14 protein-coding genes are annotated in these 21990 nt (G+C 45.7%); 12 read left to right on the top strand and 2 right to left on the bottom strand.

Annotated elements, in window-relative coordinates:
* Positions 1 to 71 precede the first annotated feature (71 nt).
* The 9 genes from O9X78_RS17030 to O9X78_RS17070 all read left to right on the top strand — a co-directional run bounded on the left by O9X78_RS17030 (position 72) and on the right by O9X78_RS17070 (position 13969).
* Complete coding sequence (locus O9X78_RS17030) at positions 72 to 1550, top strand: aldehyde dehydrogenase family protein (protein ID WP_269620909.1); 1479 nt, start codon at positions 72 to 74, stop codon at positions 1548 to 1550.
* A 660-nt stretch (positions 1551 to 2210) separates the two neighbouring features.
* Entirely contained in the window at positions 2211 to 2714 is a 504-nt protein-coding gene (gene styC, locus O9X78_RS17035) for a styrene-oxide isomerase StyC (RefSeq protein WP_269620910.1), read from the top strand.
* Between the two features lie 137 nt (positions 2715 to 2851).
* A complete protein-coding gene (locus tag O9X78_RS17040; protein WP_269620911.1) occupies positions 2852 to 3877 on the top strand; it encodes a helix-turn-helix domain-containing protein in 1026 nt (341 codons plus the stop codon).
* 258 nt (positions 3878 to 4135) lie between these two features.
* Positions 4136 to 5164, top strand: coding sequence for an MDR family NADP-dependent oxidoreductase (locus O9X78_RS17045; protein WP_269620912.1), 1029 nt, complete (start codon positions 4136 to 4138; stop codon positions 5162 to 5164).
* 278 nt (positions 5165 to 5442) lie between these two features.
* On the top strand, positions 5443 to 7830 hold the full coding sequence (locus tag O9X78_RS17050; protein WP_269620913.1) for an efflux RND transporter permease subunit: 2388 nt from the start codon (positions 5443 to 5445) through the stop codon (positions 7828 to 7830).
* 88 nt (positions 7831 to 7918) lie between these two features.
* Positions 7919 to 9310 (top strand): DUF1329 domain-containing protein, encoded by a 1392-nt coding sequence (locus tag O9X78_RS17055; RefSeq protein ID WP_269620914.1) that lies wholly within the window; start codon positions 7919 to 7921, stop codon positions 9308 to 9310.
* Positions 9311 to 9386: 76 nt separating this feature from the next.
* Positions 9387 to 10397, top strand: coding sequence for a WD40/YVTN/BNR-like repeat-containing protein (locus tag O9X78_RS17060; protein ID WP_269620915.1), 1011 nt, complete (start codon positions 9387 to 9389; stop codon positions 10395 to 10397).
* Positions 10398 to 10452: 55 nt separating this feature from the next.
* Positions 10453 to 12507: a DUF1302 family protein gene (locus O9X78_RS17065; RefSeq protein ID WP_269620916.1), complete on the top strand. Its 2055-nt coding sequence runs from the start codon at positions 10453 to 10455 to the stop codon at positions 12505 to 12507.
* Between the two features lie 91 nt (positions 12508 to 12598).
* Positions 12599 to 13969, top strand: coding sequence for a DUF1329 domain-containing protein (locus O9X78_RS17070; protein ID WP_269620917.1), 1371 nt, complete (start codon positions 12599 to 12601; stop codon positions 13967 to 13969).
* Between the two features lie 248 nt (positions 13970 to 14217).
* Here the strand turns inward: O9X78_RS17070 and paaX are convergent, their stop codons facing one another.
* Complete coding sequence (paaX, locus tag O9X78_RS17075) at positions 14218 to 15147, bottom strand: phenylacetic acid degradation operon negative regulatory protein PaaX (RefSeq protein ID WP_269620918.1); 930 nt, start codon at positions 15145 to 15147, stop codon at positions 14218 to 14220.
* 385 nt (positions 15148 to 15532) lie between these two features.
* Positions 15533 to 17638: a 3-hydroxyacyl-CoA dehydrogenase NAD-binding domain-containing protein gene (locus O9X78_RS17080; RefSeq protein ID WP_269620919.1), complete on the bottom strand. Its 2106-nt coding sequence runs from the start codon at positions 17636 to 17638 to the stop codon at positions 15533 to 15535.
* Between the two features lie 208 nt (positions 17639 to 17846).
* Between O9X78_RS17080 and paaZ the strand changes: the two genes are divergently transcribed.
* From paaZ to pcaF, 3 genes are all read left to right on the top strand, one after another.
* On the top strand, positions 17847 to 19889 hold the full coding sequence (paaZ, locus tag O9X78_RS17085) for a phenylacetic acid degradation bifunctional protein PaaZ (RefSeq protein WP_269620920.1): 2043 nt from the start codon (positions 17847 to 17849) through the stop codon (positions 19887 to 19889).
* A 15-nt stretch (positions 19890 to 19904) separates the two neighbouring features.
* Entirely contained in the window at positions 19905 to 20696 is a 792-nt protein-coding gene (paaG, locus tag O9X78_RS17090; RefSeq protein ID WP_269620921.1) for a 2-(1,2-epoxy-1,2-dihydrophenyl)acetyl-CoA isomerase PaaG, read from the top strand.
* Between the two features lie 83 nt (positions 20697 to 20779).
* Positions 20780 to 21985 carry a 3-oxoadipyl-CoA thiolase gene (gene pcaF, locus O9X78_RS17095; RefSeq protein ID WP_269620932.1) on the top strand — a complete coding sequence of 402 codons (1206 nt, stop codon included), beginning with the start codon at positions 20780 to 20782 and terminating at the stop codon, positions 21983 to 21985.
* The last annotated feature ends 5 nt before the right edge of the window (positions 21986 to 21990 follow it).

Genomic DNA, 21990 nt, shown 5'->3' on the forward strand with positions numbered 1-21990 from the left:
GCGCTATGCGGCTTATAGCAGCGATATTTAGATAGCTTGACCTTGTAAAAAATTATAAAGGAGAATTACATATGAGCACGCATAATTCGAACTGTTTTGAGCCGCTTGCTCTTAACCACTTTGTGAGTGGAATGGATATGGCTGCCTCTGATGGTGGAAGGCTGTCACTTATTAGCCCCGTTGACGAGTCGGAGTTTGCGACATGCGCGCGTGGCACAAAAGAAGATTTGGATGTCGCAGTCAGTGCTGCGCGAGGTCAGTTTGATGGCGGTGAATGGAGTAAGCTTAGCGGTTCAGATCGAGGTGTTCTGCTAAATAAGCTTGCTGACTTGGTTGAGCGCGATTCAGCTCTGATTGCTGATATGGACGCACGTTGTATAGGCCGTGTCGGGATCGAGCCGACGTTATTAGATCTGCCGAACTCAGTGCAGACATTGCGAACCTCTGCTGGTTGGGCTGACAAAATTGAAGGGCGAACTATTCCAACTCCGGGGTATATGGGGCGATCGACGCTTTCTTATACGCTGCAGCAACCAGTCGGTGTGGTAGGTGCAATTGTGCCGTGGAACACCCCGTTCATGATTACCTGCTGGAAGCTTGGTCCTCTACTCGCTGCTGGTTGCACAGTAGTTGTTAAGCCTTCAGAAGAAACCCCGCTTTCTGCTCTGCATTTAGCGAAACTGTGTAAAGAAGCAGGTTTTCCTGATGGTGTGGTAAATGTTGTTACTGGCTCGGGAATTGTAATTGGACGGGGGCTCGCAGAGCATCCTGGTGTTGATAAGATTACATTCACCGGTAGTCCTGCTGTTGGGCAAGATATTCAGCGCGTAGCAGGTAAGCAGTTTAAGCGAGTATCGCTTGAGCTTGGTGGTAAGAGTCCACAGATTGTTTTTAATGATGCAGACATTGACGCGGCCATTGGCGGGTGCGCAATGGGTGTTTTCTTTAATCAGGGGCAAATTTGCGCCGCGGGTTCTCGTATTTTGGTTCACAACGATATCGCAGATGAGTTTGCCGAAAAATTGGCTGCGGTAGCAAATGGGATAGCGGTTGGTGATCCAAGGTCTGACGGTATACAGATGGGGCCCGTCGCTAAAAAAGGGCAGTTTGATCGAGTTAATAATTATATTCGCACCGGTGTAGACGAAGGCGCAAAATTACTAGCTGGAGGCGAGAGCGAATATAAGAAAGGTTGGTTTGTGAAGCCGACAGTATTTTCCCGGGCGACAAACCAAATGACGATTGCCCGAGAGGAAATTTTCGGGCCAGTAGCGACAGTGATTCCTTTCTCCGACGAGGCAGAAGCGTTGCAGATAGCTAACGACTCCCAGTATGGGCTTGCGGCAACTATTTGGACTAAAGACGTGATGCGTGCTCACCGTTTAGCTCGAGGCTTGAAGGTGGGTGCGGTTGGAGTGAATTGCTGGGCTCCGATTGACGCTCGGCTACCCTGGGGTGGCACAAAATCAAGCGGTATCGGCCGGGAATGTGGTTTGTCAGGTGTTTTGGCATACACTGAAGAAAAAGTCATAACCATTTTGACTGATTAGCATTTATTCCTATAACGATCTATGTAGAGCGTCGCTTGCTATTTGAGGCGGGGCTCTATACTTCGCATTGCCTAGTTTTATGATCATCACCCCTAGTGGTTTTGACGTAGCGTAAGGCAATCTTGCCCCTCACCTTGTGTGCAATTCTCCCTACCTGTAAAACGTATTAATTTCTAAGCCGGCTAAAAAATACCTCGGTTTGCTTAAGTAATCGGCTTCAGTGGTAGTGATAAAATATATTGCTGTTTTGCTAGCTTCCGCCGTGCTTTCCGTAACTTAGCTTGTGTTGAGTAAGGGGGCTATGCGTAGCGCATGATACATTTTAATCTTTTTAATCAATTAGTTACCGTAATTTTGAAAAAATACGAAGTAGCCATATTAATTTGATACAAAAATAAGTAGAAAGTTTTAAAAATGACATGTAAAGTAACGTTTAAGTTAGCAGATACCTGTCGCTTTTGGCTGATATAAGTGTCGCATATGATGTGAAGTGTGCGCTAACTCCAGAAAATAGTGCTGATAAGCGGTAATATCACTTATCAGTACTGGCTCAAAGAATGAATGCCTTCACGCTCTACGAGGGTAAATACTAATAAAATACGGCTTTTGTTAAGAATCAAGGTTTCTATCAAAAGCTAATTATTTCATGAGGTTGGTAATATGCTTTCTAGCTTGCAATATAAAATGTCAGGTCATGGCGTCCTAATGATATTTTGTACGTTATTATTTGGTGTGCTTTATTGGATGAATCTTGTGGGTGGCTTCGAAATTGTACCTGGATATATGGTGCATTTTGAGATTCCGGGGACTCCTGAGGGATGGAAGCGAGCGCATACTGGGCCGGCGATGAATGGAATGATGGTCATTGCTGTGGCATTTGTTCTTCCTACGCTGAATTTTTCCGAGAAAATGGCGAAGATACTTGGTTACATCATTATTCTTGATGGCTGGGGGAATGTTGGTTTTTACTTCTTTGGTAACTTCACGCCTAACCGTGGTTTAAGCTTCGGTGACAATAAATTCGGTAGTGGCGATATTTTCAGTGCATTGGCACTTGGGCCCGCATATTTATTCGGTGTTTTGGCGCTTGGTGCATTGTTTATTATTGGTGTGAGAGCCCTTCAAGTCGCGAAGATCAATAGAAGCAATGTAGAAAATTCATAGCTGATTAGGCGTCCAAGGGGGGGCGGCAGTTTTAGGCTTAAGGACTAGAAATTTTGCCGCACCTCTTAGTCTGTTGAGTGGTTTGAAATATTCGGTATCAGCTTACGCTAAATAATTATATAAAAGAGTAGCTAATAATGAATGAAGTATTCGATGCAAGTAGTCATCAAGCTGTGTTTTCTCGGTTAGGTTGGTGTACCTCCAATACTAAGCAGCTTGGTAACTTTCGTGAGTGGCAGGATTTTGTTCACGACAATTTTCCGTGGCTAGAGCACAGAAATAATACTAGCGGGCAATTTGAGGCAGAAGTAAGTACGCATCATTTTGGTAATGATGAAGTCAATGCAATAGATCTTAGTACGATTAGCGCGTCTGACGGCGAGGTTATTAGAACTCGGCATTTAGCAGAGGTCGCAGATGCAGGATTTATAAAAATTATTTGGCAGTTAAATGGAAAAATTCATTTAGAGCAAAATAGCAAAAGTTGTTTGATACTTCCTGGGCAGGCTGCTGTGTGCGATACAGCGCGCCCTTATAAAATCGGAATGACCGACAGCTCGCGATTCGCAGTGCTGACTCTGCCACATCAAGCGTGTGTCGGCTGGGATTATATTAGTGAATTTATATGCGGTACTAGGTTGCAGAACGGAGCTTCAATTAATGCGGCCTTAGGTTCGTTGATGGCGCTTGCCGCTGCAGACCAGGATTCCGTAACGAGTGAAGATGTCTTAACTGTTATTCAAGCTATTCAGTTAATGACTACCAAGGCACTTCATCGCTCGGCGGCAGTTCAAGGCGTGTCGAAGTTTGATAACCCGAGGCTGTATAAAGTCCAGCGCTTTATACTTGAAAATATTTCAAATTCAAACTTTAGTACCGACGATCTAGCTTCATCAATGTGTATGTCTCGAAGATCTTTGTATATGCTTTTTGAGGGTAGCAGTACAACACCGGCGCGATTGATACGAGATACTCGCTTAGAGCTTGCTATGCATATGCTTGCGGATAATGGTCAGAACCATAGAAAAATTACAGATATCGTATTTGATATTGGATTTAATGACTACGCAACTTTTAGTCGCATATTTAAAACGCAGTATGGTAAAACGCCAAGCGAATTTCGCTCGACTTCCCTGTCGTTATCTCGAGATTGTGTCCATTAAGTATTTGGTTTAATTATTAAGTTTGAGCCTCAGGCAGAAATGCTAGGGGTTTTTTTATGTCCGCGATAAGTGTATTTAAAATAAATGTAATAATTTTTAAAATATATACTTGAAAAAATCATTAACAGATATGTATGGCGTTAAAATTTAACTTGTAATGAGCACGCTAGATCAATGGTTTTGCACAGAAAGGGATGTTTGATTCCGCAAATAAATGGATTCTAGTGGTGTGGAAAATATTTAGCGAGGAGATAGTTAATGCCAGCCATAAATCGCCGCCTAGTTTTAAAAGAGCGCCCCAGATTTCAGATACCTACCGCAAAATGTTTTCGGCTTGAAGAGGTAGTGATTCCAAAGCCCGTTGAGGGGCAGATTCGTATAAAAACTACCTGGTTAGGTATGGATCCAAATCAGTTTTCGAAAGTCAAAAAAGTCTCCGATCAGTCGAAGCCAATTGATATCGGAGCCGTCATGTACGGCGCTACGGTCGGTGTAGTCGATATTTCAAATCATCCAGATTTTAATGCTGGTGACGTTGTTCATGGGTTGTGGGGGTGGCAGGAGTTCCATGTCTGTGATGGCTACGGAATTACTAAAATTGCCAACGATGGATTGCGACCCTCGTACTATCTTGGTGCACTAGGTGCTGCAGGTTTTGGTGCTTATCTGGCGGTGAGCGATGTATTAAAGGTTGGTCGGGGTGATGTGGTCTTTTGCAGCGCCGCAACCGGCGCCTTGGGCCAGATAGTGGGTCAATTAAGTAAGTCCAAAGGCGCTATCGTCTACGGGTCGGCGAGTTCGGATGAAAAATGCAACTTAGCTGTATCGGAGCTTGGTTATAAAGCCTGCTTTAACTATAAGGACCAAGATTTTGAACGTATCGTTAGTGATCGAATCGAGGCCGGTATTGATGCGATGGTAGTGTCGGCCGGCGGAAAAACGTTTGACGCTACATTTCCTATCATGAATGTTGGTGGTTGTATCGCAGTATGCGGATTGATGGCGCTCTATTCGATGTCGCAATTGCCGATAACGTCTGACCGATCGTTTATGATTTTAAATGAAATACTACTGAAGAGACTGTCTATTAAGGGGTCGATGGTGTTGGATAAATTAAATACCGATGTCCACTTTCAGTTTTTGTCAGAGATGAAGAAACTAATAAATCACGGAGAGGTTACGCCGATTGAGCACGTTGTTGAGGGCTTGGAGAATGCGCCAGATGCTCTTCGAGGGGTATTCGACGGAGATAACATCGGCAAATGTGTTGTTCACGTTGCCGATTAGTAGTGAGCATAAATGGCATCCTTATTTAAATACTTAAAGCAAGGTGCACATAGGGACACTCAAAATGCACTTTGCAACAAGCGTGATATTCTTAAATTGAGACAATAGGGTGTAATTGATGGCGTTTTTTAAAGTGCAGTCTCTACAAGAATGCGAATTTTCAGGCGAGCATTGCGGTCGCTTTTCATTCAAGCCAGTTAAAAGATTATAAAGATATGGAAAATTTAAGATTTAAAATAGCCCGCTGGATCGTGTCACATCGCGCTCAGGTTGCCTGCGTGTTTCTTATTATTACCATTGGATTTGCCATTGGTGTGCCACGAGTAGACATAAGAACCATATTTGCAGATTTACTCCCTTCTGACGATCCATTTGTTCAGACTTTTAAAGATCACCCTAATTTCGGTAATCCGTTAACAATTACCGTAATGGTAAAGCGTTCGGATGGTGGGAATATCTATAACGAAGATACCTTGAAGAAGGTGTGGGATTTGACTAGAAATATAGATCTTATTGAGGGTGTTGATCACGATAGGATTGTTTCGATAACAACTGAGAAGGCGAATTATGCTGAGGCGACTCCTATGGGAGTCGAGATGCAACCTTTAATGGGGGATCGAATTCCCAAAGGAAAGCAGGAGCTTGATGCCCTTCAGCGGAATGTAGAGCGCTCGCCAATGGCGCGAACCTATCTTGTCTCATCCGACGAAACTTCAACACTTATTCGCGCAGGCTTCCACGAGCACTTGTTAGATTATGGTCATGTGTTCGATGAAATTCAGAAGCTTGCAAAGGATGCTGAAGATGGTGGTCATACCATCCATGTCGTTGGGCAGCCGGTCCTGACGGGGTGGGTGTATCTTCTTCAGGAGCAAACCTACACAATTTTCGCAGTAACTGTTGGCTTGCTTATCATTGCTCTTGCCTTCTATATGCGGAATTTCGCTGGCGTTGTCACCCCGGTTGTATGTAGTTTTGTCGCCGCAATATGGGGCTTCGGTTTGGTTGGTTGGTTAAAGTCGCCAATTGAGCCATTGCTTATGGTTGTACCTTTGCTTTTAGTGGCGCGGTCTTTCTCTCACTGTGTTCAGTATACAGAGCGTTATTACGAGGTCTTTAGTGAGCTTAAAGATCGAAAATTAGCATCTGAAGCGACGCTGGCAGTGATGATGGCGCCTAGTGTGTTTGGCATAATTACCGACATGGTCGCGATAATGTGTATCGGTGTAGCGCCGATCCCAGCGATGCAGAGATTTGCTTTGTTCTGTGGTTTCTGGGCATTTTTCTTAATCCCGACGGGCGTCATGCTGATTGCCGTTATGCTCTCATATCTTCCTACACCGAAAAATATCGACGATATTATCGGTGGCGATCGCGAAAAGGGGGTTCATGGTTTTCAGAAGCGTGTACTTGAGGGTGTGGCTTCTTTAATTACTGGAAAACGAATTCCTAAGATAACTGCAACTATCGTATGTATTGTATCAATAGTGGTTATTATCCTTTCGCGGCAGGTTGAAATTGGAAACCCAACAGAAGGTAGTAATCTTCTTTGGGATAATTCCGAGTTTAATGTTGGCGTTAGAGATGTTAACGATCATTTCCCCGGTGTGAACTCTCTGGAAATTATTCTTGAAGCCAAGGATCCAGATAATGTCCAGCAGCGTGCTGCCCGCACGGAAGAGGCATATGCCTTAACGAAAGAAATATTACGCGTTGCTTTAAGTCAGGAGCATCCAGCAAAGGCCGCGCGCTCATTCTCGGACTTTATGGAGGAGGGGTCACGTCTTTACTCTGGAGGCCATCCAGCGTGGCTTTCATTAGACCCCACTGATAGATCAGTAAACGCTGCGGGTGTAGCAGTTGCCTTTGGTCAAAATCCACTTAACTTTGCTGATGTAACTGACTTCCAGTTCCAGCACAGCGCTATTTCTTTATTTTATAGAGACAATAAGCAAGAAACTATTGAGAGGGCGCTGATAGCTGCACAAGCCGCAGTTGATGCTGTTGGAACCGATCATAAGGGAATCACTGTCCGTATGGCTTCTGGGACTATAGCGTTGCAGCATGCGATGAACTCGGTTGTGAAACGTTATGAGTGGATCTTGCTAGGGCTTGCATGCTTAGCCATATTTTTCATCGCAAGTTATATGTATCGCTCTTTTGTTGCCTCGTTAGTGTTGCTTGTACCTGTGGTCTTAGCGAACTTCTATTTAACGGCCACGATGTCTGTTTTGGGAATTGGTCTAGATATTAACTCGGTCATGGTTGCTGTTCTTGGTGTTGGCGTGGGTATTGATTACGGCATCTACTTGTTGTCACGAATTTGCGAGGAATATCACGCACAAGGTGAAGACTGGGATCGAGCCATAACAGAAGCACTTACAACTACCGGTAAAGCAATAATGTTTACCGCTTCTATTATGCTGATCGGGATTATGCCTTGGTATTTCCTGTCAGATCTAAAGTTTATGGCTGATATGGGTCTGTTACTTTCAGCAATTATGTTGATCAATATGGTGCTTGCTTTGCTTGTGTTGCCGTTGATCGTATCGGTGCTAAAACCTAAGTTTGTAACGAGAACGGACTTGATGGTTGGTGAAGGTATTGACCTCTCTTGGTTTAGTGAAGAAAAAACACGAGAAAAAGAGCAGGGCGTTAGCGCATAAGTACTATTAGTTGATCGAGCAAAAAAACCGTAAAGTCGCAAGCGGTTAGATATTGCGACACGTAAATAATAATTCACCGGAGGGTGTTATGCATATTCGTAAATACGATTTAAATTTTGGCCGGCGTGAGCTGCTTAAAGGTATAGCGTGCGGTGCCGGTACCGGTATTCTGATGCCAATAGAAAAAGTTATGGCTAAGGACATGCCTCTTACAAACGCATATCCCGATGAGCTATATAGCATTGAAGCACAAACAAAGGGGAAAATTAGCGTAGGAGATTACATAACTAAGGCAAATGTAGAGCATGCTAAACACATTCTCGACCCTTCAATGTATGACCAGATAAAAAATGCTGGGCGTCGAATTAAGATAAAAGCTCCAACTACTGATTTACGCCAACTCTTTAACCATGCTTATTACGAAGCAATGCAGCGCAACATAGCTGAGGGCCGAACAGGTAAGTTTAATGCAGATGGAAATGTGGTGGACCCGCAGGGAAATCCTTGGGGGGGTGGTGTTCCATTTATTAGTCCAAAAACCGGTGTTGAAGTCTGGGCAAACATGGCGATGAGCTGGGGCCGTGCAGATGCCAACACTTACGCAATTAAGCAGTGGGACTTTGGCGCCGATGGAAAGCTCGAGTATCAGTACGACTTCCAATGGGTAGAGCTTCAAATGCAAGCGCGGACAGATAGAAAAGTGTTCCGTGGATATGATAAGGAGCTTAGAAGACAAACTGTTTATTTTACTAACTCCGCAGATGTTCGCGGTACGTCATTTCTAAGTAACTGGTCTGTAGATCAGCGTCAGATTCCTGATCTGTATGGTTACTTGCCGGAGTTTCGCCGCGTTAGACAGTTCCCGGCCAACCAGCGCTTCGAGCCGCTTATCCCTGGCGCGACTTGGTTCCTTACCGATCCATGGGCAGCCGGCGATCCGTTCTTGACATGGGGTAATCATAAGATTGTTGAGCGGAAACCAATGCTTATCGCTTGTAGCGGTAACTTCTCTGGAACGGATGATAATTGGCAGCCAAAAGAGCAGGAAGGTAATCCTATATTTTGGGAGTCGGAATACGAAATGGCACCGGATATTATCGTAACTTCATGTGAGCCTGTAGCCTTCCCTCGGTCACCAGTGAGTAAAAAGCTGGTATATGTTGATGCCCGTAATAGCGTGCCGTGTGGTTGCGTGAGATATGACCGTCAAGGAAAACTATGGGCTAACTTCGAAATGGCGTTCGGTCAATTTGTCGGCGGCGGGAAAGACGGTAAGCGAGTCGTAATGAGCGCGGATGGCAAGACGCCTGCTTGGTCTTGGACTTACGTAATGATTTACGATCACCAGAACAAGCGTATGTCGCGTACCCATCATGCCAAAAAAGGCGTTGGCACCGAATCTTTATTCCAGATTGATGAAGATTGGTTGTTCGAAACCTATTGTACTCAACAGGCATTGCAGTCCCTTGGGCGTGCATAACTAACACTGCAATTAGGTAAGTGCGCGATGCATTTGCACCGCGCACTTACTGCCCGATGAAAGATGGAGATTGGGAATGAAGTCGCGGCTATCAATTTGGTATTTGGCACTTTTGATGTTGGTATTAATTAAGCCAGTTCTGGCTGCGGATGTAGATGAAAGTCTCAATTCCGTAGTTAGCCAAGCAACACCGACAGATCGCTTATTTAGTGTCGATTTCAATAAAGACACGGGCGTCGCAGTGGGTGAAGCTGGCTTAATAATGCGAACTGACGATGCAGGTCAAACTTGGAAAAAAGAGAAGTCACCAACAACTCTCGGCTTAATTAGTGTCGCCCATAGTGGCGGCAGAGAGATTGCTGTCGGGCAAATGGGTGTAGTTATCTACCGTGATGGATCTTCTGAATGGAAAATATCCGATAGCGGCTCAGATATGCGTCTATTAAAAGTTGATTTAAATAGCCATGGGCTAGCGGTGGCTACAGGCGCATTCGGTACGCTTCTACGTTCTCTCGACGGCGGAGAAAGCTGGCAGCTAGTCACTCCAGATTGGGCAACGCTATATGACTCTGGGGCTGGTGACACTGCTGTTATTCGCGATGAACCAACAAATTATGTCGTTAAAGTTTTAGAGGACAACAGAATCATTGTTGGTGGTGAATACGGTCAGTTAAATGTTTCCGAAGATGGTGGTGAAACATGGTCTGTTCTGTATCGGCATCCAGAAGTAGATGGAGATACAGCGGCCACATTCTTTGATTTGAAACTGTCGGGAAAAACTGGGTATGCGGTTGGTCAAGCGGGTTTGGTTATTCGCACCGATGATGCCGGCAAAACATGGACATCAGTTGCAGCTAATACTAAAGGTAGTTTCTTTGCAGTTACGTATACCGGAGCAAGCAAAGTATTTGTGGTTGGCCAGCGGGTGGCGATGAAAAGCATCAATGGCGGCGAGAGCTGGGAGCAATTTGAACCTTTAGATCTTAGCCTCAATTGGTACTCGGGCTTAGGCCAAACTGCACCTAACAACGGCCGGATTGTGGCTGTGGGGCATAGCGCGCGTATCTTGTCTCTTTCACCTTTTTAATAACAAAGTTTCTACGTGGTTATATCGCTGTAAGAATCTATAGTGAGGGAAAAAAATGAAAAAACATAATAGCCGCAATAAAATTGCATCCTGTGTACTTTACTTGGCGGGGAGCGTTACGGCTCAATCCGTTCTTGCCGGTGGTCTGGTTGAAGAGCTGATTGATAAGACAACATTCTTTGGTCAGGTTCGTCTTGACGCCGCATACAACACCTCTGGAAGTGAAAATCCATATAATCAGAGTGACGTACCATTTCAGGATGTGGAGGTTTCTCGACAGGCCTTCCTGCCACCTGATCTAGGCGGTGGAAGATGGGGTGATGTGCCAATTCCTGCGCTTCCATTTGTACTTGATACTAGAGACACTGTGCGTCGTAGTGATAGATTGCCAGAAAATAACTATGACTTTACGCAAACGATTTTGCGATTTAATGGTGAAATGAATACAAAATTCACCAGAAATCTTAGCCTTAATATAAAAGTACGTGCTTTGTTTGACCCAGAGGTTAACGCTGGATTTGACGCTATGGATGTACAAAATGATCAGGGTGGAATCGCTGGCGGCGGTGGCGATCGCTATGCAGATACCGGCCGTACTAATTTTTACCAAGCGAAAGGTAGAAACGGTAAAAACATTAATCCGTTTGAAATTGCTGGTCGCGATTATATGTTGGATTTTCCGACATTCATTTTAAATTACAAAACCGGTAAGTATGACTTTAGATTTGGTAACCAACAAATCGCCTGGGGTCAGGCTGTATTCTTCCGTACACTTGATGTTGCAAATGGCTTGGATTTCCGTCGTCATTTGATATTGGATAGAGCGATTGAAGAGTACGAGGATGAACGTACACCAAAGTTGGCGTTTAGAGCGACCATGCAGGCGACGTCTAACATTACTGCGGATGCTTTTGTTGGTAAATTTCAGCCTGATGTATTACCCAATCCAAATAGTCAATACAATGTAATACCTTCACAGTTCTATCGCCCACTTGATAATTATTATAGTGGTGATTTTGATAAGAAACTCGACTTTGGTATTCGAATTAAGGCGGATTACGGCAACTTTGGTTGGCAGGCGATGGCTGTGAGTCGATATAATTCCCTGGGTGTATTTAGATGGGCTGAAAGTGGCATTAATAAAGGTCTTACACCCTTTGGTGGTACGGTGGGTGCTGTTGTAGAGACTGCATATGCTGCAAAACCTAAATGTAGTGGCTCTCAGAATCCTTACGATAACTTCTGTCGGCTATACGATAGTGTTGGCGAGGCATTATCTCACACGCCCTTTACTGTTGGACCTGGCGGTGTTTATAGCGATAAAGAGTGGTTCTCTACCGCCTCTAGCGTTCGGTTGGATGGTCTTGATGCGCTAAACACTGCTATTGGCGATTTCGAAGCTCTTCGCGATGTATTTGCTTCGCCAGCTGCCAACGCGACTGAAGCAGCAGCGCTTTTAAATACATTCTTCATCGGTGCTGGTGGTAGTATTCGCGGACAAGTTCAGCGTGATTACTATCGAGAACAAGTGTTTGGTCTTGGCGGAAGCTATGTCAATGAGACTGAGGATATCGATTCGTTTTGGAATCAGGTGATTATTAATCTGGAAGTTCAATACACGCCGGAGCGAGTTTATACATCGCCTGATCTTGGCAAGAACGGCCTAACCAGTGACGAATACATATTTACTGCTGTTGCAGAAAAATGGCATCGCTGGAGCGAGACCTTCCCATCTGCATACCTTGTTGCGCAATACATGCACCGCAGTGAAAGTGATTTAGTTGGTCTTCACTTAAGTGGTTACGGTGGCAACGTAGGCAATACAGATTATAAGCGTTCAGATGGTATTTCCGGTGCTGACTATCTTGTGTTCGCTGGTTTCCAACCCTGGCCGAATAAGAAATTTGTTGCTGAATGGGCGTTTCTATACGATATCCGCGGTGGCATTTTGGCTCAGCCGCTTATTAAATGGAATCCAGGTAGTGGTCTTAGCGTAGATCTATTTTATAACTACATTAAGTCTAATATTCGCGGTGATTCAGCTGATACATTGACCCGGTCCCTGGACCATATTCAGGAAGTCGGGCTGCGTATTGCATACCAGTTGTAACTAGTTTTCCAGAGGGACCGCTAGGGGACTTTATTACCCCATTTGGCCGGCAATAGTTTATTGCCGGCCTTTTTTTACTGAGGACTTACAGATGGCTCGTTGGATACCAGGTATTAGCCGTAGAAATCTCTTGAGGTATAGTACCTCCATTGTTGGTGCTGGTGTTTTGGCGCCGTTATGGCCGACGATAGGACGATCGGGAGAAATTGAAAAGGCGTATCCGGACGAACTATTATCAGTTGATGCATATACAAAGGGAAAAATTAGTACCGGTAGTATGATTACTGCAGACAATGTTGACGCTGTGAAAAATCTTTTAGAGCCTGCGAAATATCATCATGTAAAAAATATGGGGCGAAAACTCAAGGTTGTACCAACGACTACTGATTGGATGAAGCTCGGGCCGTGGGAGTATTTGGAAGCGACATTAAGAAACCAGGGTAAAGCTAAATTCAATGATAAAGGAAATGTGGTTAATGATGACGGTAAACCATGGATTGGTGGGCATCCATTTCCCGGCACACAGAATGCCTTGGAGCTATTTGCTGGGCTAACGTTATCGTGGGGGCGGCACGACGCTAGTCTCTATGCGATGAAAGAATATGATGTTGCGAGCAATGGGAAAGTTGATTATAAGTACGATCTTGTATGGGCTGAGCTCTCTCCTGTTGGCCGCGTAACTCTTGATCCAAAGCCCTATTGGAACAAGCATATTGATAAGCTGAGATTTAATACCGTAGTTTATACCTCACCGGCATCAGAGAGCGGTGCTAGTTATCTTAACATTTGGGATTACGATCAAAATAAATTGCCTGATTTGTACGGTTATGTGCCTAGCTTTAGAAGAATTAGACAGTTTCCTAGTAATCAACGATTTGAACCCCTCGTGCCTGGCTCAGCTTTATACCTATCCGATGCTTGGGCCGCCGGAGACCCGCTTCATACATGGGGGAATTACAAGGTAATTGGTCGGCAGCCTTTACTTGCCGGCGTTTCAGGGGGCTGGAACTCGAAACACTCAAACTGGGAGCATGGCGTTCACGGTGGAGAGTTAGGTGAAACTTTTTTTGATAGTGTTGTTGAGATGGTGCCAGAGACGATAGTGTGTGAGGCGGAACCAACGGGATTTGCAAGGTCGCCTGTTAGTAAGAAGCGCGTTTGGTTTGATGTTCGCAACGGTATGCCGGTTGCGATGGTAACTTATGACCGGCAAGGTAAGCCATTTCGCTCCTTTGATGGTTGTTATGGCCTATATGACGATGGTGAAAATAAGTTTATGGATGGAAAACATCCATACTGGTCATGGGCATATTTACATGCTTATGAATTTCAGTCAGGGAGAATGACGCGGATAGAGCAGGTTAAGGAGTTGGATAGTGGCCATGTCAGTTCTGCAAATAACGATTCGATTTATGATGACTATCTAACGCATGCTGCTTTGCAGCGTCTTGGTCGTTCATGAGAGGCGGGCTATCGTTTGTTGGCCCTTATTTGAAAAATGCATTTTTGATCATATGGTTTGCACCTGAAGTCAGTAGCGGTGTGCTCTGTTAGGCGATAATATTTATTATTTAAATGTATCGTCCATTTATATGGCCCTAGATTTCGTATAACTGGTTTTAAATGCCTAGGTGTTATGGAGGTGTGCTTGTTTGGTGCCTCCTTTTTTCAGTGCCTTTTTATAAGAGTTAAGCAATGGTTTTAAAAAAATTAACTCTGAAACCTGTCTTCTACTGAAATGTTTAATCGCGTACCTGATTCAATTGATGAGTTAAACGAAGCTGTTTCACTTACATGCTCGTGCGATAATCTGCAGGTATACTCATAAATCTGGCCGCAAAGTTCAAATGATTTTTGCCCGGGCCAGTCTCTAGGTAAGAGGGATTCTGGTAGTTGGGGGTCGTGAAGGTTAGCCCGCCGGAAAGAGTGAATCATAAGGGTTTGAACCTGAAATGCGGTTCTTGGAGTTAGGTTGTGTTGGCTTATAAGTTTTTCAGCGGCGCTAAATTCTGTAATGAAATTTCGGTACCTTGAATTGACGTTTTCTAAGTTCCAGTTGCTTCTTATTTTAATGTCATTTTGAATTTTATCGTCTGTTTCACCAGTTTCTACCCTGAATACGATTGACAGATCTTCAAAGCCATTTTGTGTGACAATTTTTTTGGCAGATTCTACTGTTGCAGTTGGGTGTATAAATACACCATTCGCGATTAAAGTGAATCCATCCCATTCTAGGTCTCGTCGTAGTTCACTTCGCTCTGGGGTTGATTCATTATTTCGTTGAATAATAACCAGCGTCCATTTACCGTCCCAATTTTGGCTTGGGGATTTATAAATGTGCCTGTAGGCGGCTTCAAAGCGCTTGGTGCCAGAATTAGTTAGTGAGTAAAAACTTTTTCTGCCTTGCCGTTCTGATGACAACCAGTTTTCGTCTGTAAGCCGAAAGGCACTTGTTCGAACTAGGCGTTCATTGACGCCAATTTCCGACATGAGTGAAATGAGATCACCTAGCCAAATTCCATTTGAGTAAGGGGCGATCGAATCTCCGAAAACGGTGATAATTAAAGACTTTGATCGAGGGTCATGTTTCTTGATGTAATTCTTGACCCATTGCCCTATTTCGTTAGATTTTCCCGGCACGAATTGGATATCCCTGTTAATTACGACGAAGTGTGTAGTTCGGCGTTCATGAAATTGATGTAAGTAATATATTCCGAAATGGTCAATTTTACAGCCTAGGATTTGAGTTCATATGTATGATAAAGCACTCCATTGTATTATATTTTAAGCTTTTAGCGTTATTTTTGCGCTCTTACTTTTTCTGTAGTATCTATTACTTATTTTAGCCCACACTACGGGCTACACTAACTCAAAATATATGCGAGTATTGGCGTAGAGGGTTTTGTACTATTGTGCATACGTAATACGATTGAATAATTAGCATTTAAAGGCGCCCACTAAGGTTGTTTACCCGCAAATTGCTAAGATTCCGACGGATGAGGTCCCAAGTGGGCAATATGATGTTTTATGTATTCAGTTCGGATAACTCTCTGTTGGCTTCAACTAAGCGGATCAGTAGTTGTGCAGGTTCCCAAAATGCATCGTCTGTCTGTTTATGAAGCGTTCGTAATTTCTGTAGAATATGCTTTAGGCCCACTTTTTCTGCATGGTACATTGGGCCGCCGCGCCACCGAGGAAAGCCGTAGCCATTCACGTATACGACGTCTATATCACTGGGCCGTGCAGCGACCCCTTCGTCAAGGATACGAATGCCCTCGTTAACAAGCGCAAGTGTAAGGCGGTCAATAATTTCGGTGTCTTGAATTTCACGCCTATCAATTTTCCATTGTTGAGCAATACTGGAGACCAGTGTGTTGACGGAGTCGTCATCGCTGCGTTCGCGTGTTTCTTGGTCATAGGTATAGTAACCGGAGCCAGATTTCTGGCCAAGACGTCCACTTTCCACCAGAGCGTCAGGAAGAGCGAATTCTGCCATGCTTCCGCTAGGGATGCCTTGGTCTCGACGTGACCTGTAGCTAATGTCAATGCCCGCAAGGTCGCCTACTGCCAGTGGACCCATAGCCATTCCCCAAGATTGAATTGCAGTATCTATTTGTGAGGGGGTGCAGCCTTCCAGCAGTAAGAGCTGTGCTTGGCGTGCATAGCCTTTTAGCATTCTATTACCGACAAAACCATGGCATACACCAACGGCGACAGGCACTTTCCCGATGCGCTTGCCAATGTCCATGACGGTTTTTAGTACATCTGGTGCGGTCTTTTCGGCCCGGACAACTTCAAGAAGTTTCATAATGTTGGCTGGACTAAAAAAATGTGCACCGACAACGTCTTGAGGACGGTCTGTAGTGGCAGCGATGGTGTCAATATCCAAATACGAGGTATTGGTAGCGAGGATGCAGTCTGTTTTGCAAACTGTAACGAGTTTGGCAAAAACTTCTTTCTTTACCTCCATGTTTTCAAAAGTTGCTTCAATAACTAAGTCGGCGTTTGCAATATCTTGGTAGTCTAGACTGGGTTTAATACAAGCTATCGCGTCGTTAACTTGTTCCTGGCTAAGAAGTCCTCGTTTCATAGATTGTGAATAATTCATTTTAATCTGTGCAATTCCACGACTGAGATTCGCCTCCGCTGTTTCTACCAGTGTTACTGGGAGGTCTGCGTTAGCGAAACACATGGCAATACCGCCGCCCATGGTGCCGGCGCCAATAATAGCAACTTGCTCAACAGGGCGAGCGATAGCAGATTGTGCTGTACCGGTGAGCTTAGCGCTTGATCGCTCGGCGAAGAAAATGTGACGTAAGGCGGCGGAGCCTGCCGAGCTTCGGCATTCGAGAAATCGTTCTCGTTCTATCTGTTGACCTTCGTCTATATTGGTTTTTGTAGCTAATTCAATGAGATCCAGAATGTAGCTCGTCGCGAGAACACCGCTAGGTTTTATTGAAAGCCTTTTCTTTGCAAAGAATCCATCTGGTGTTTGTGGGATGAGAAGCTCACCAGTTCGCCTAATTTCGGCACCGTTTTTGATTTGCTCGCGAAGGTGCAGCAGTGCGGAGTCTATCGATGATGATTCTATTATTTGATCAATTAAGCCGTGTTCTAAAGCCTCTGTGGCTGAAATTGGTTTTCCGCTAGAAATCATGGCAAGCGCTTTTTCAGCGCCTACCAGGCGGGGTAGGCGCTGTGTGCCGCCAGAGCCCGGTACTAGCCCTAGGGTAACCTCAGGTAGGCCAAGTTTTGTTGTTGCTGTCGCGCATCGATAGTGAGCCGCCATTGCTATTTCAAGCCCGCCACCTAAGGCATTGCCGTGTAATAAGGCCATTACAGGTACGGCAAACTCTTCAATTGCAGCAATGACCTCGGGGAGTGTGGGAGAGGTTTGTGGCTTTCCAAATTCAGTAATGTCTGCGCCAGCGATAAAGGTTTTACCTTTGCAATACAAAAGCACCGCACTAACGTTGTCGTTCTTTGCTTTATCTAGCGAGCTTAGTAGGCCTTCGCGAACTGCCGCAGAAATTGCGTTTATTGGCGGGTTGTCTATTGAAATAAGCGCGACGCCATCTTTGATTTCATACCCTATCGGCGATGATTTTGGGTGCTTTTCTGTGTTCGGCATTAGCGGTTCCTCGTGTGCGTTATTTGCGCTTGCAGCGTCCAATTTGTGAAAGTGTTACACAAAAAGTAATTATAGGCATCTATTGTGTATCATATTTAATTGTGTATCATATCTAAAGATAGCGCTCATGAGGCTCTTGGTGATTTAGAGAGTATTGAAGTGCAGATATTTAGTTATAAATAATAAACAGCACAGTGGAGTCTGGTTTATGAAGCTCAATAGTTACATCGGCGGAAAATGGCGTGAAGGCGAGGGCCGCGGGGTCGAAACATTTGACGCTGTGACCGGCGAGACTGTGTGTTTCGTCTCTAGCGACGGCGTCGATTTTGCGCAGGCATTGCGTTACGGCAGAGAAGTTGGTGGCGCTGCACTACGGGCCATGACATTCCACGATCGTGCCGCTGCACTAAAGGCAATGGCTAAGCAGCTAATGGCGGATAAAGAAGATTTTTATGCGCTATCGGCTAAAACCGGTGCAACCCGTGCCGACAGCTGGGTGGATATAGAAGGTGGTTTAGGCACCGTATTTACCTATGCCAGCCTCGCAACACGTGAACTGCCAAATGATGTAATGACGGTTGAGGGCGACGTTGAAAACCTATCGCGGGGTGGCAGCTTCCTCGGCCGCCATATTTTAACCTCTAAGCGTGGCGTGTCATTGCACATCAATGCCTTCAACTTTCCGTGCTGGGGTATGCTCGAGAAAATCGCGCCTAGCCTGATTGCCGGTGTTCCCGTTATTGTGAAGCCCGCCAGCGCTAATGCTTTTCTTGCCCAAGCGATGGTTAAGGCGATTGTTGATGGTGGATTCCTGCCCGAAGGCGCTATACAGCTTATCTGCGGTTCCGTTGGCGATCTCTTTGAGCACCTCAATGAACAAGATTTAGTCACCTTTACAGGCTCTGCCAGTACCGGCCGCAAATTGCGGACACACCCAAATATTGTCGCAAACTCAATTCCTTTTACGATGGAAGCGGATTCCCTAAATTGCGCCATTCTGGGTAGGACGGTAGCAAAGGACGATCCCGAGTTTGACCTGTTCATTAAAGAAGTTGTTAAAGAGATGACGGTTAAGGCCGGTCAAAAATGCACGGCTATTCGTAGAATTGTGGTGCCACGCGCCTTAATGGACGATGTTATCGAGGCGCTAAGTGCGCGGCTAGACAAAATCACTGTTGGTAATCCGAATGATGAAAGTGTTCGCATGGGCGCCTTGGTAAGCAAGAGTCAGGTTGAGGATGTACGTAGTCAGGTAGCACGTCTTACTGAAGAATGTGAGCTTGTCTACGGCGGTGGCGACTGCTTAGATTTAGTGGGTGCAGATAGTAAAGTAGGCGCCTTTTTTCCTAAAACCCTTCTCAAATGCGACAAGCCTTTTGAGAAAATGTTAGTGCACGAGATCGAGGCTTTTGGTCCGGTAAGTACCGTAATGCCCTACGACAGCATTGACGATGCAATTCGCATTGCGCAGCTCGGCAAAGGTAGTTTAGTCGCTTCAGTGGTTACTTTCGACAATGCCGAGGCGCGCGAGTTGGTGCTGGCAGCAGCAGCTTGGCATGGTCGAATTCATATTCTTAACCGCGATTGCGCTAAAGAATCTACCGGTCATGGTTCACCGCTCGCGATGTTGGTTCATGGTGGGCCTGGTCGTGCTGGTGGTGGCGAAGAACTTGGTGGCTTGCGCGCGGTTAAGCATTATATGCAGCGCACTGCGTTGCAGGGTTCTCCTAATATACTGTCTGCTATTACCTCTGAATATCACCGCGGTGCGGTGGTAGAGAGTGATGGCGTTCACCCGTTCAAAAAATACTTTGAAGATCTACAAATTGGCGAAACGCTAATAACCCACCGCCGCACAGTGACTGAAGCCGATATCGTGAATTTCGGCTGTGTTAGTGGCGATCATTTCTATGCTCATTTTGACGAAATTGCTGCCAAAGACTCCTTCTTTGGCAAGCGCGTGGCGCATGGCTATTTTGTGATTTCTGCGGCTGCCGGTATGTTTGTTGAGCCTTCACAAGGCCCTGTTATTGCAAACTATGGCTTAGATAATTTGCGCTTTATCGAGCCCGTGGGCATCGGCGATACCATCCGCGCCAAACTGACCGTTAAGAAGAAAATCAAGAAAACACCCCGCGGCGATGAGAAAGCTAACGGTGTTGTTGCGTGGGCTATCGAGGTCACCAATCAGCACGATGTTGCAGTTGCTATTTATGACATTCTGACACTGGTTGAACGCCGCGAAGTTTGAGCGAGGAGAATTGTTATGAATTACCAAAATATCGAATTCACGGTAGAAGATGGCGTTGCCCTGCTGCGCCTTAATCGACCAGACTCATTGAATAGTTTTACGGCGGCAATGCATGGCGAGGTGCGCAAAGTACTGAGCCAAGCGGCAGAAGACAAACTTGTTCGCTGTGTTGTTATTACCGGAAATGGTCGCGGATTTTGCGCCGGACAAGACTTAAATGATCGTGCTGTTGCACCTAGCGACACCATGCCCGATCTGGGTGATTCAGTAGAGAATTACTATAACCCTTTAATCCGTTTAATTACCCACATGGAAAAGCCCGTTATTTGTGCGGTTAATGGCGTCGCCGCCGGTGCAGGCGCAAATATCGCCTTAGCCTGCGATATTGTTATTGCTGGTCGCAAGGCGAGTTTCATTGAGTCCTTTGCAAAGCTAGGACTCATTCCTGATTCAGGTGGTACGTGGATACTACCGCGTTTGGTCGGCATGGCAAGGGCCAGAGGCCTCGCGATGCTTGGGCCTAAGGTGTCTGCTGAACAGGCCGCAGATTGGGGAATGATTTGGCAAGTTGTTGACGACGAAGTCCTGATGGACACCGTGTTAGCACTGGCAAAGCAGATGGCGACTCAGCCAACACGGGGCTTTGCCTTTACTAAGAAGGCCTTCCTATCGTCAGCGACCAATAGCCTTGATGAGCAGCTCGAGGTAGAGAAGGAGCTGATGCGCAGCGCTGGTAAAACATACGACTACAAAGAGGGCGTCTTTGCCTTTATAGAAAAGCGCAATCCTGAATTTCGTGGTGAATAATCTATCTAGTAGCGAACGCTGGCGCTGTAAGAATTACAAGAGTGTAAGCGCGATTAAGGGTTTAGGAGAAGAAATTGAAAAGCTTGAGAGATGTTTTTATTTGTGACGCCCAGCGTACGCCAATTGGCCGTTACGGTGGCGCGTTAGCGCCAGTGCGCGGGGATGATCTCGGTGCAGTGCCAATGCGGGCTTTAATAGCGAGAAACCCTAGCGTTGATTGGTCGAAGGTAGATGACGTTTTTTACGGCTGCGCGAACCAAGCTGGTGAAGATAACAGGAATGTGGCGCGGATGTCGGCGCTACTTGCAGGCTTGCCGGTCGACGTGCCTGGTGTGACCGTTAATCGTCTGTGTGGGTCTGGAATGGATGCGGTGGGTAACGCTGCGCGGGCAATAAAAACAGGTGAAGCAGAGCTTGTAATTGCTGGCGGTGTCGAGTCGATGTCCCGCGCTCCTTTCGTTGTTTCAAAGACCGATTCTGCCTTTGGTCGTAATAGCCAAATGTTTGATACCACATTGGGTTGGCGTTTTATTAATAAAGCAATGAAAGCTCAGTACGGCGTGGACTCCATGCCCGAAACGGCAGAAAACGTTGCGGCAGATTTTAATATTAGCAGGGCAGATCAAGATAAGTTTGCCTATGTGTCGCAACAGCGTACGGCGGCTGCGCAAGCTCGGGGTCGTTTCGACTGTGAAATTGCTGCGGTGAGCATTCCGAGTCGCAAAGGCGAGCCGATAATTGTTGACCGCGACGAGCACCCCCGTGCTGACACTACCCTTGAAGGCCTAGCGAAATTACCAACGCCTTTTCGACAGGACGGAACAGTAACGGCAGGTAACTCCTCGGGTCTTAACGACGGCGCCTGCGCCCTATTGTTAGCGTCGGAAACGGCAGTTAGTCGTTACGGTTTAACACCAAAAGCCAAAGTGCTGGGTATGGCTGCAAGTGGTTTGGCACCAAGAATTATGGGCTACGGACCAGTAGAGGCAAGCCGTAAGGTTTTGGAGCAGGCCGGTTTAACAATTGCTGACATGGATGTTATTGAACTAAATGAGGCATTTGCGGCGCAAGGCCTAGCAGTATTGCGAGCATTAAATATCGCCGAAGACGATGCGCGTGTTAACCCAAATGGCGGCGCCATAGCGCTAGGTCATCCATTAGGAATGAGCGGGGCGCGCTTGGTCACTACGGCTGTTTATGAATTGATCGAACGTAAAAAGCGCTATGCACTTTGCACTATGTGTATCGGCGTAGGCCAAGGTATTGCCATTGTAATCGAGCGTGTTTAAGGAAT

The organism is Zhongshania aquatica, assembly GCF_027257955.1.
GTDB lineage: Bacteria > Pseudomonadota > Gammaproteobacteria > Pseudomonadales > Spongiibacteraceae > Spongiibacter > Spongiibacter aquatica.

Excerpts from the sequence above, each read along its gene's own strand:
- O9X78_RS17065 (WP_269620916.1), top strand. The coding sequence starts at position 10,453 with ATGAAAAAACATAATAGCCGCAATAAAATTGCATCCTGTGTACTTTAC.
- O9X78_RS17030 (WP_269620909.1), top strand. The coding sequence starts at position 72 with ATGAGCACGCATAATTCGAACTGTTTTGAGCCGCTTGCTCTTAACCAC.
- O9X78_RS17070 (WP_269620917.1), top strand. The coding sequence starts at position 12,599 with ATGGCTCGTTGGATACCAGGTATTAGCCGTAGAAATCTCTTGAGGTAT.
- O9X78_RS17055 (WP_269620914.1), top strand. The coding sequence starts at position 7,919 with ATGCATATTCGTAAATACGATTTAAATTTTGGCCGGCGTGAGCTGCTT.
- O9X78_RS17080 (WP_269620919.1), bottom strand. The coding sequence starts at position 17,638 with ATGCCGAACACAGAAAAGCACCCAAAATCATCGCCGATAGGGTATGAA.
- O9X78_RS17040 (WP_269620911.1), top strand. The coding sequence starts at position 2,852 with ATGAATGAAGTATTCGATGCAAGTAGTCATCAAGCTGTGTTTTCTCGG.
- O9X78_RS17060 (WP_269620915.1), top strand. The coding sequence starts at position 9,387 with ATGAAGTCGCGGCTATCAATTTGGTATTTGGCACTTTTGATGTTGGTA.
- paaZ (WP_269620920.1), top strand. The coding sequence starts at position 17,847 with ATGAAGCTCAATAGTTACATCGGCGGAAAATGGCGTGAAGGCGAGGGC.
- paaG (WP_269620921.1), top strand. The coding sequence starts at position 19,905 with ATGAATTACCAAAATATCGAATTCACGGTAGAAGATGGCGTTGCCCTG.
- styC (WP_269620910.1), top strand. The coding sequence starts at position 2,211 with ATGCTTTCTAGCTTGCAATATAAAATGTCAGGTCATGGCGTCCTAATG.
- O9X78_RS17045 (WP_269620912.1), top strand. The coding sequence starts at position 4,136 with ATGCCAGCCATAAATCGCCGCCTAGTTTTAAAAGAGCGCCCCAGATTT.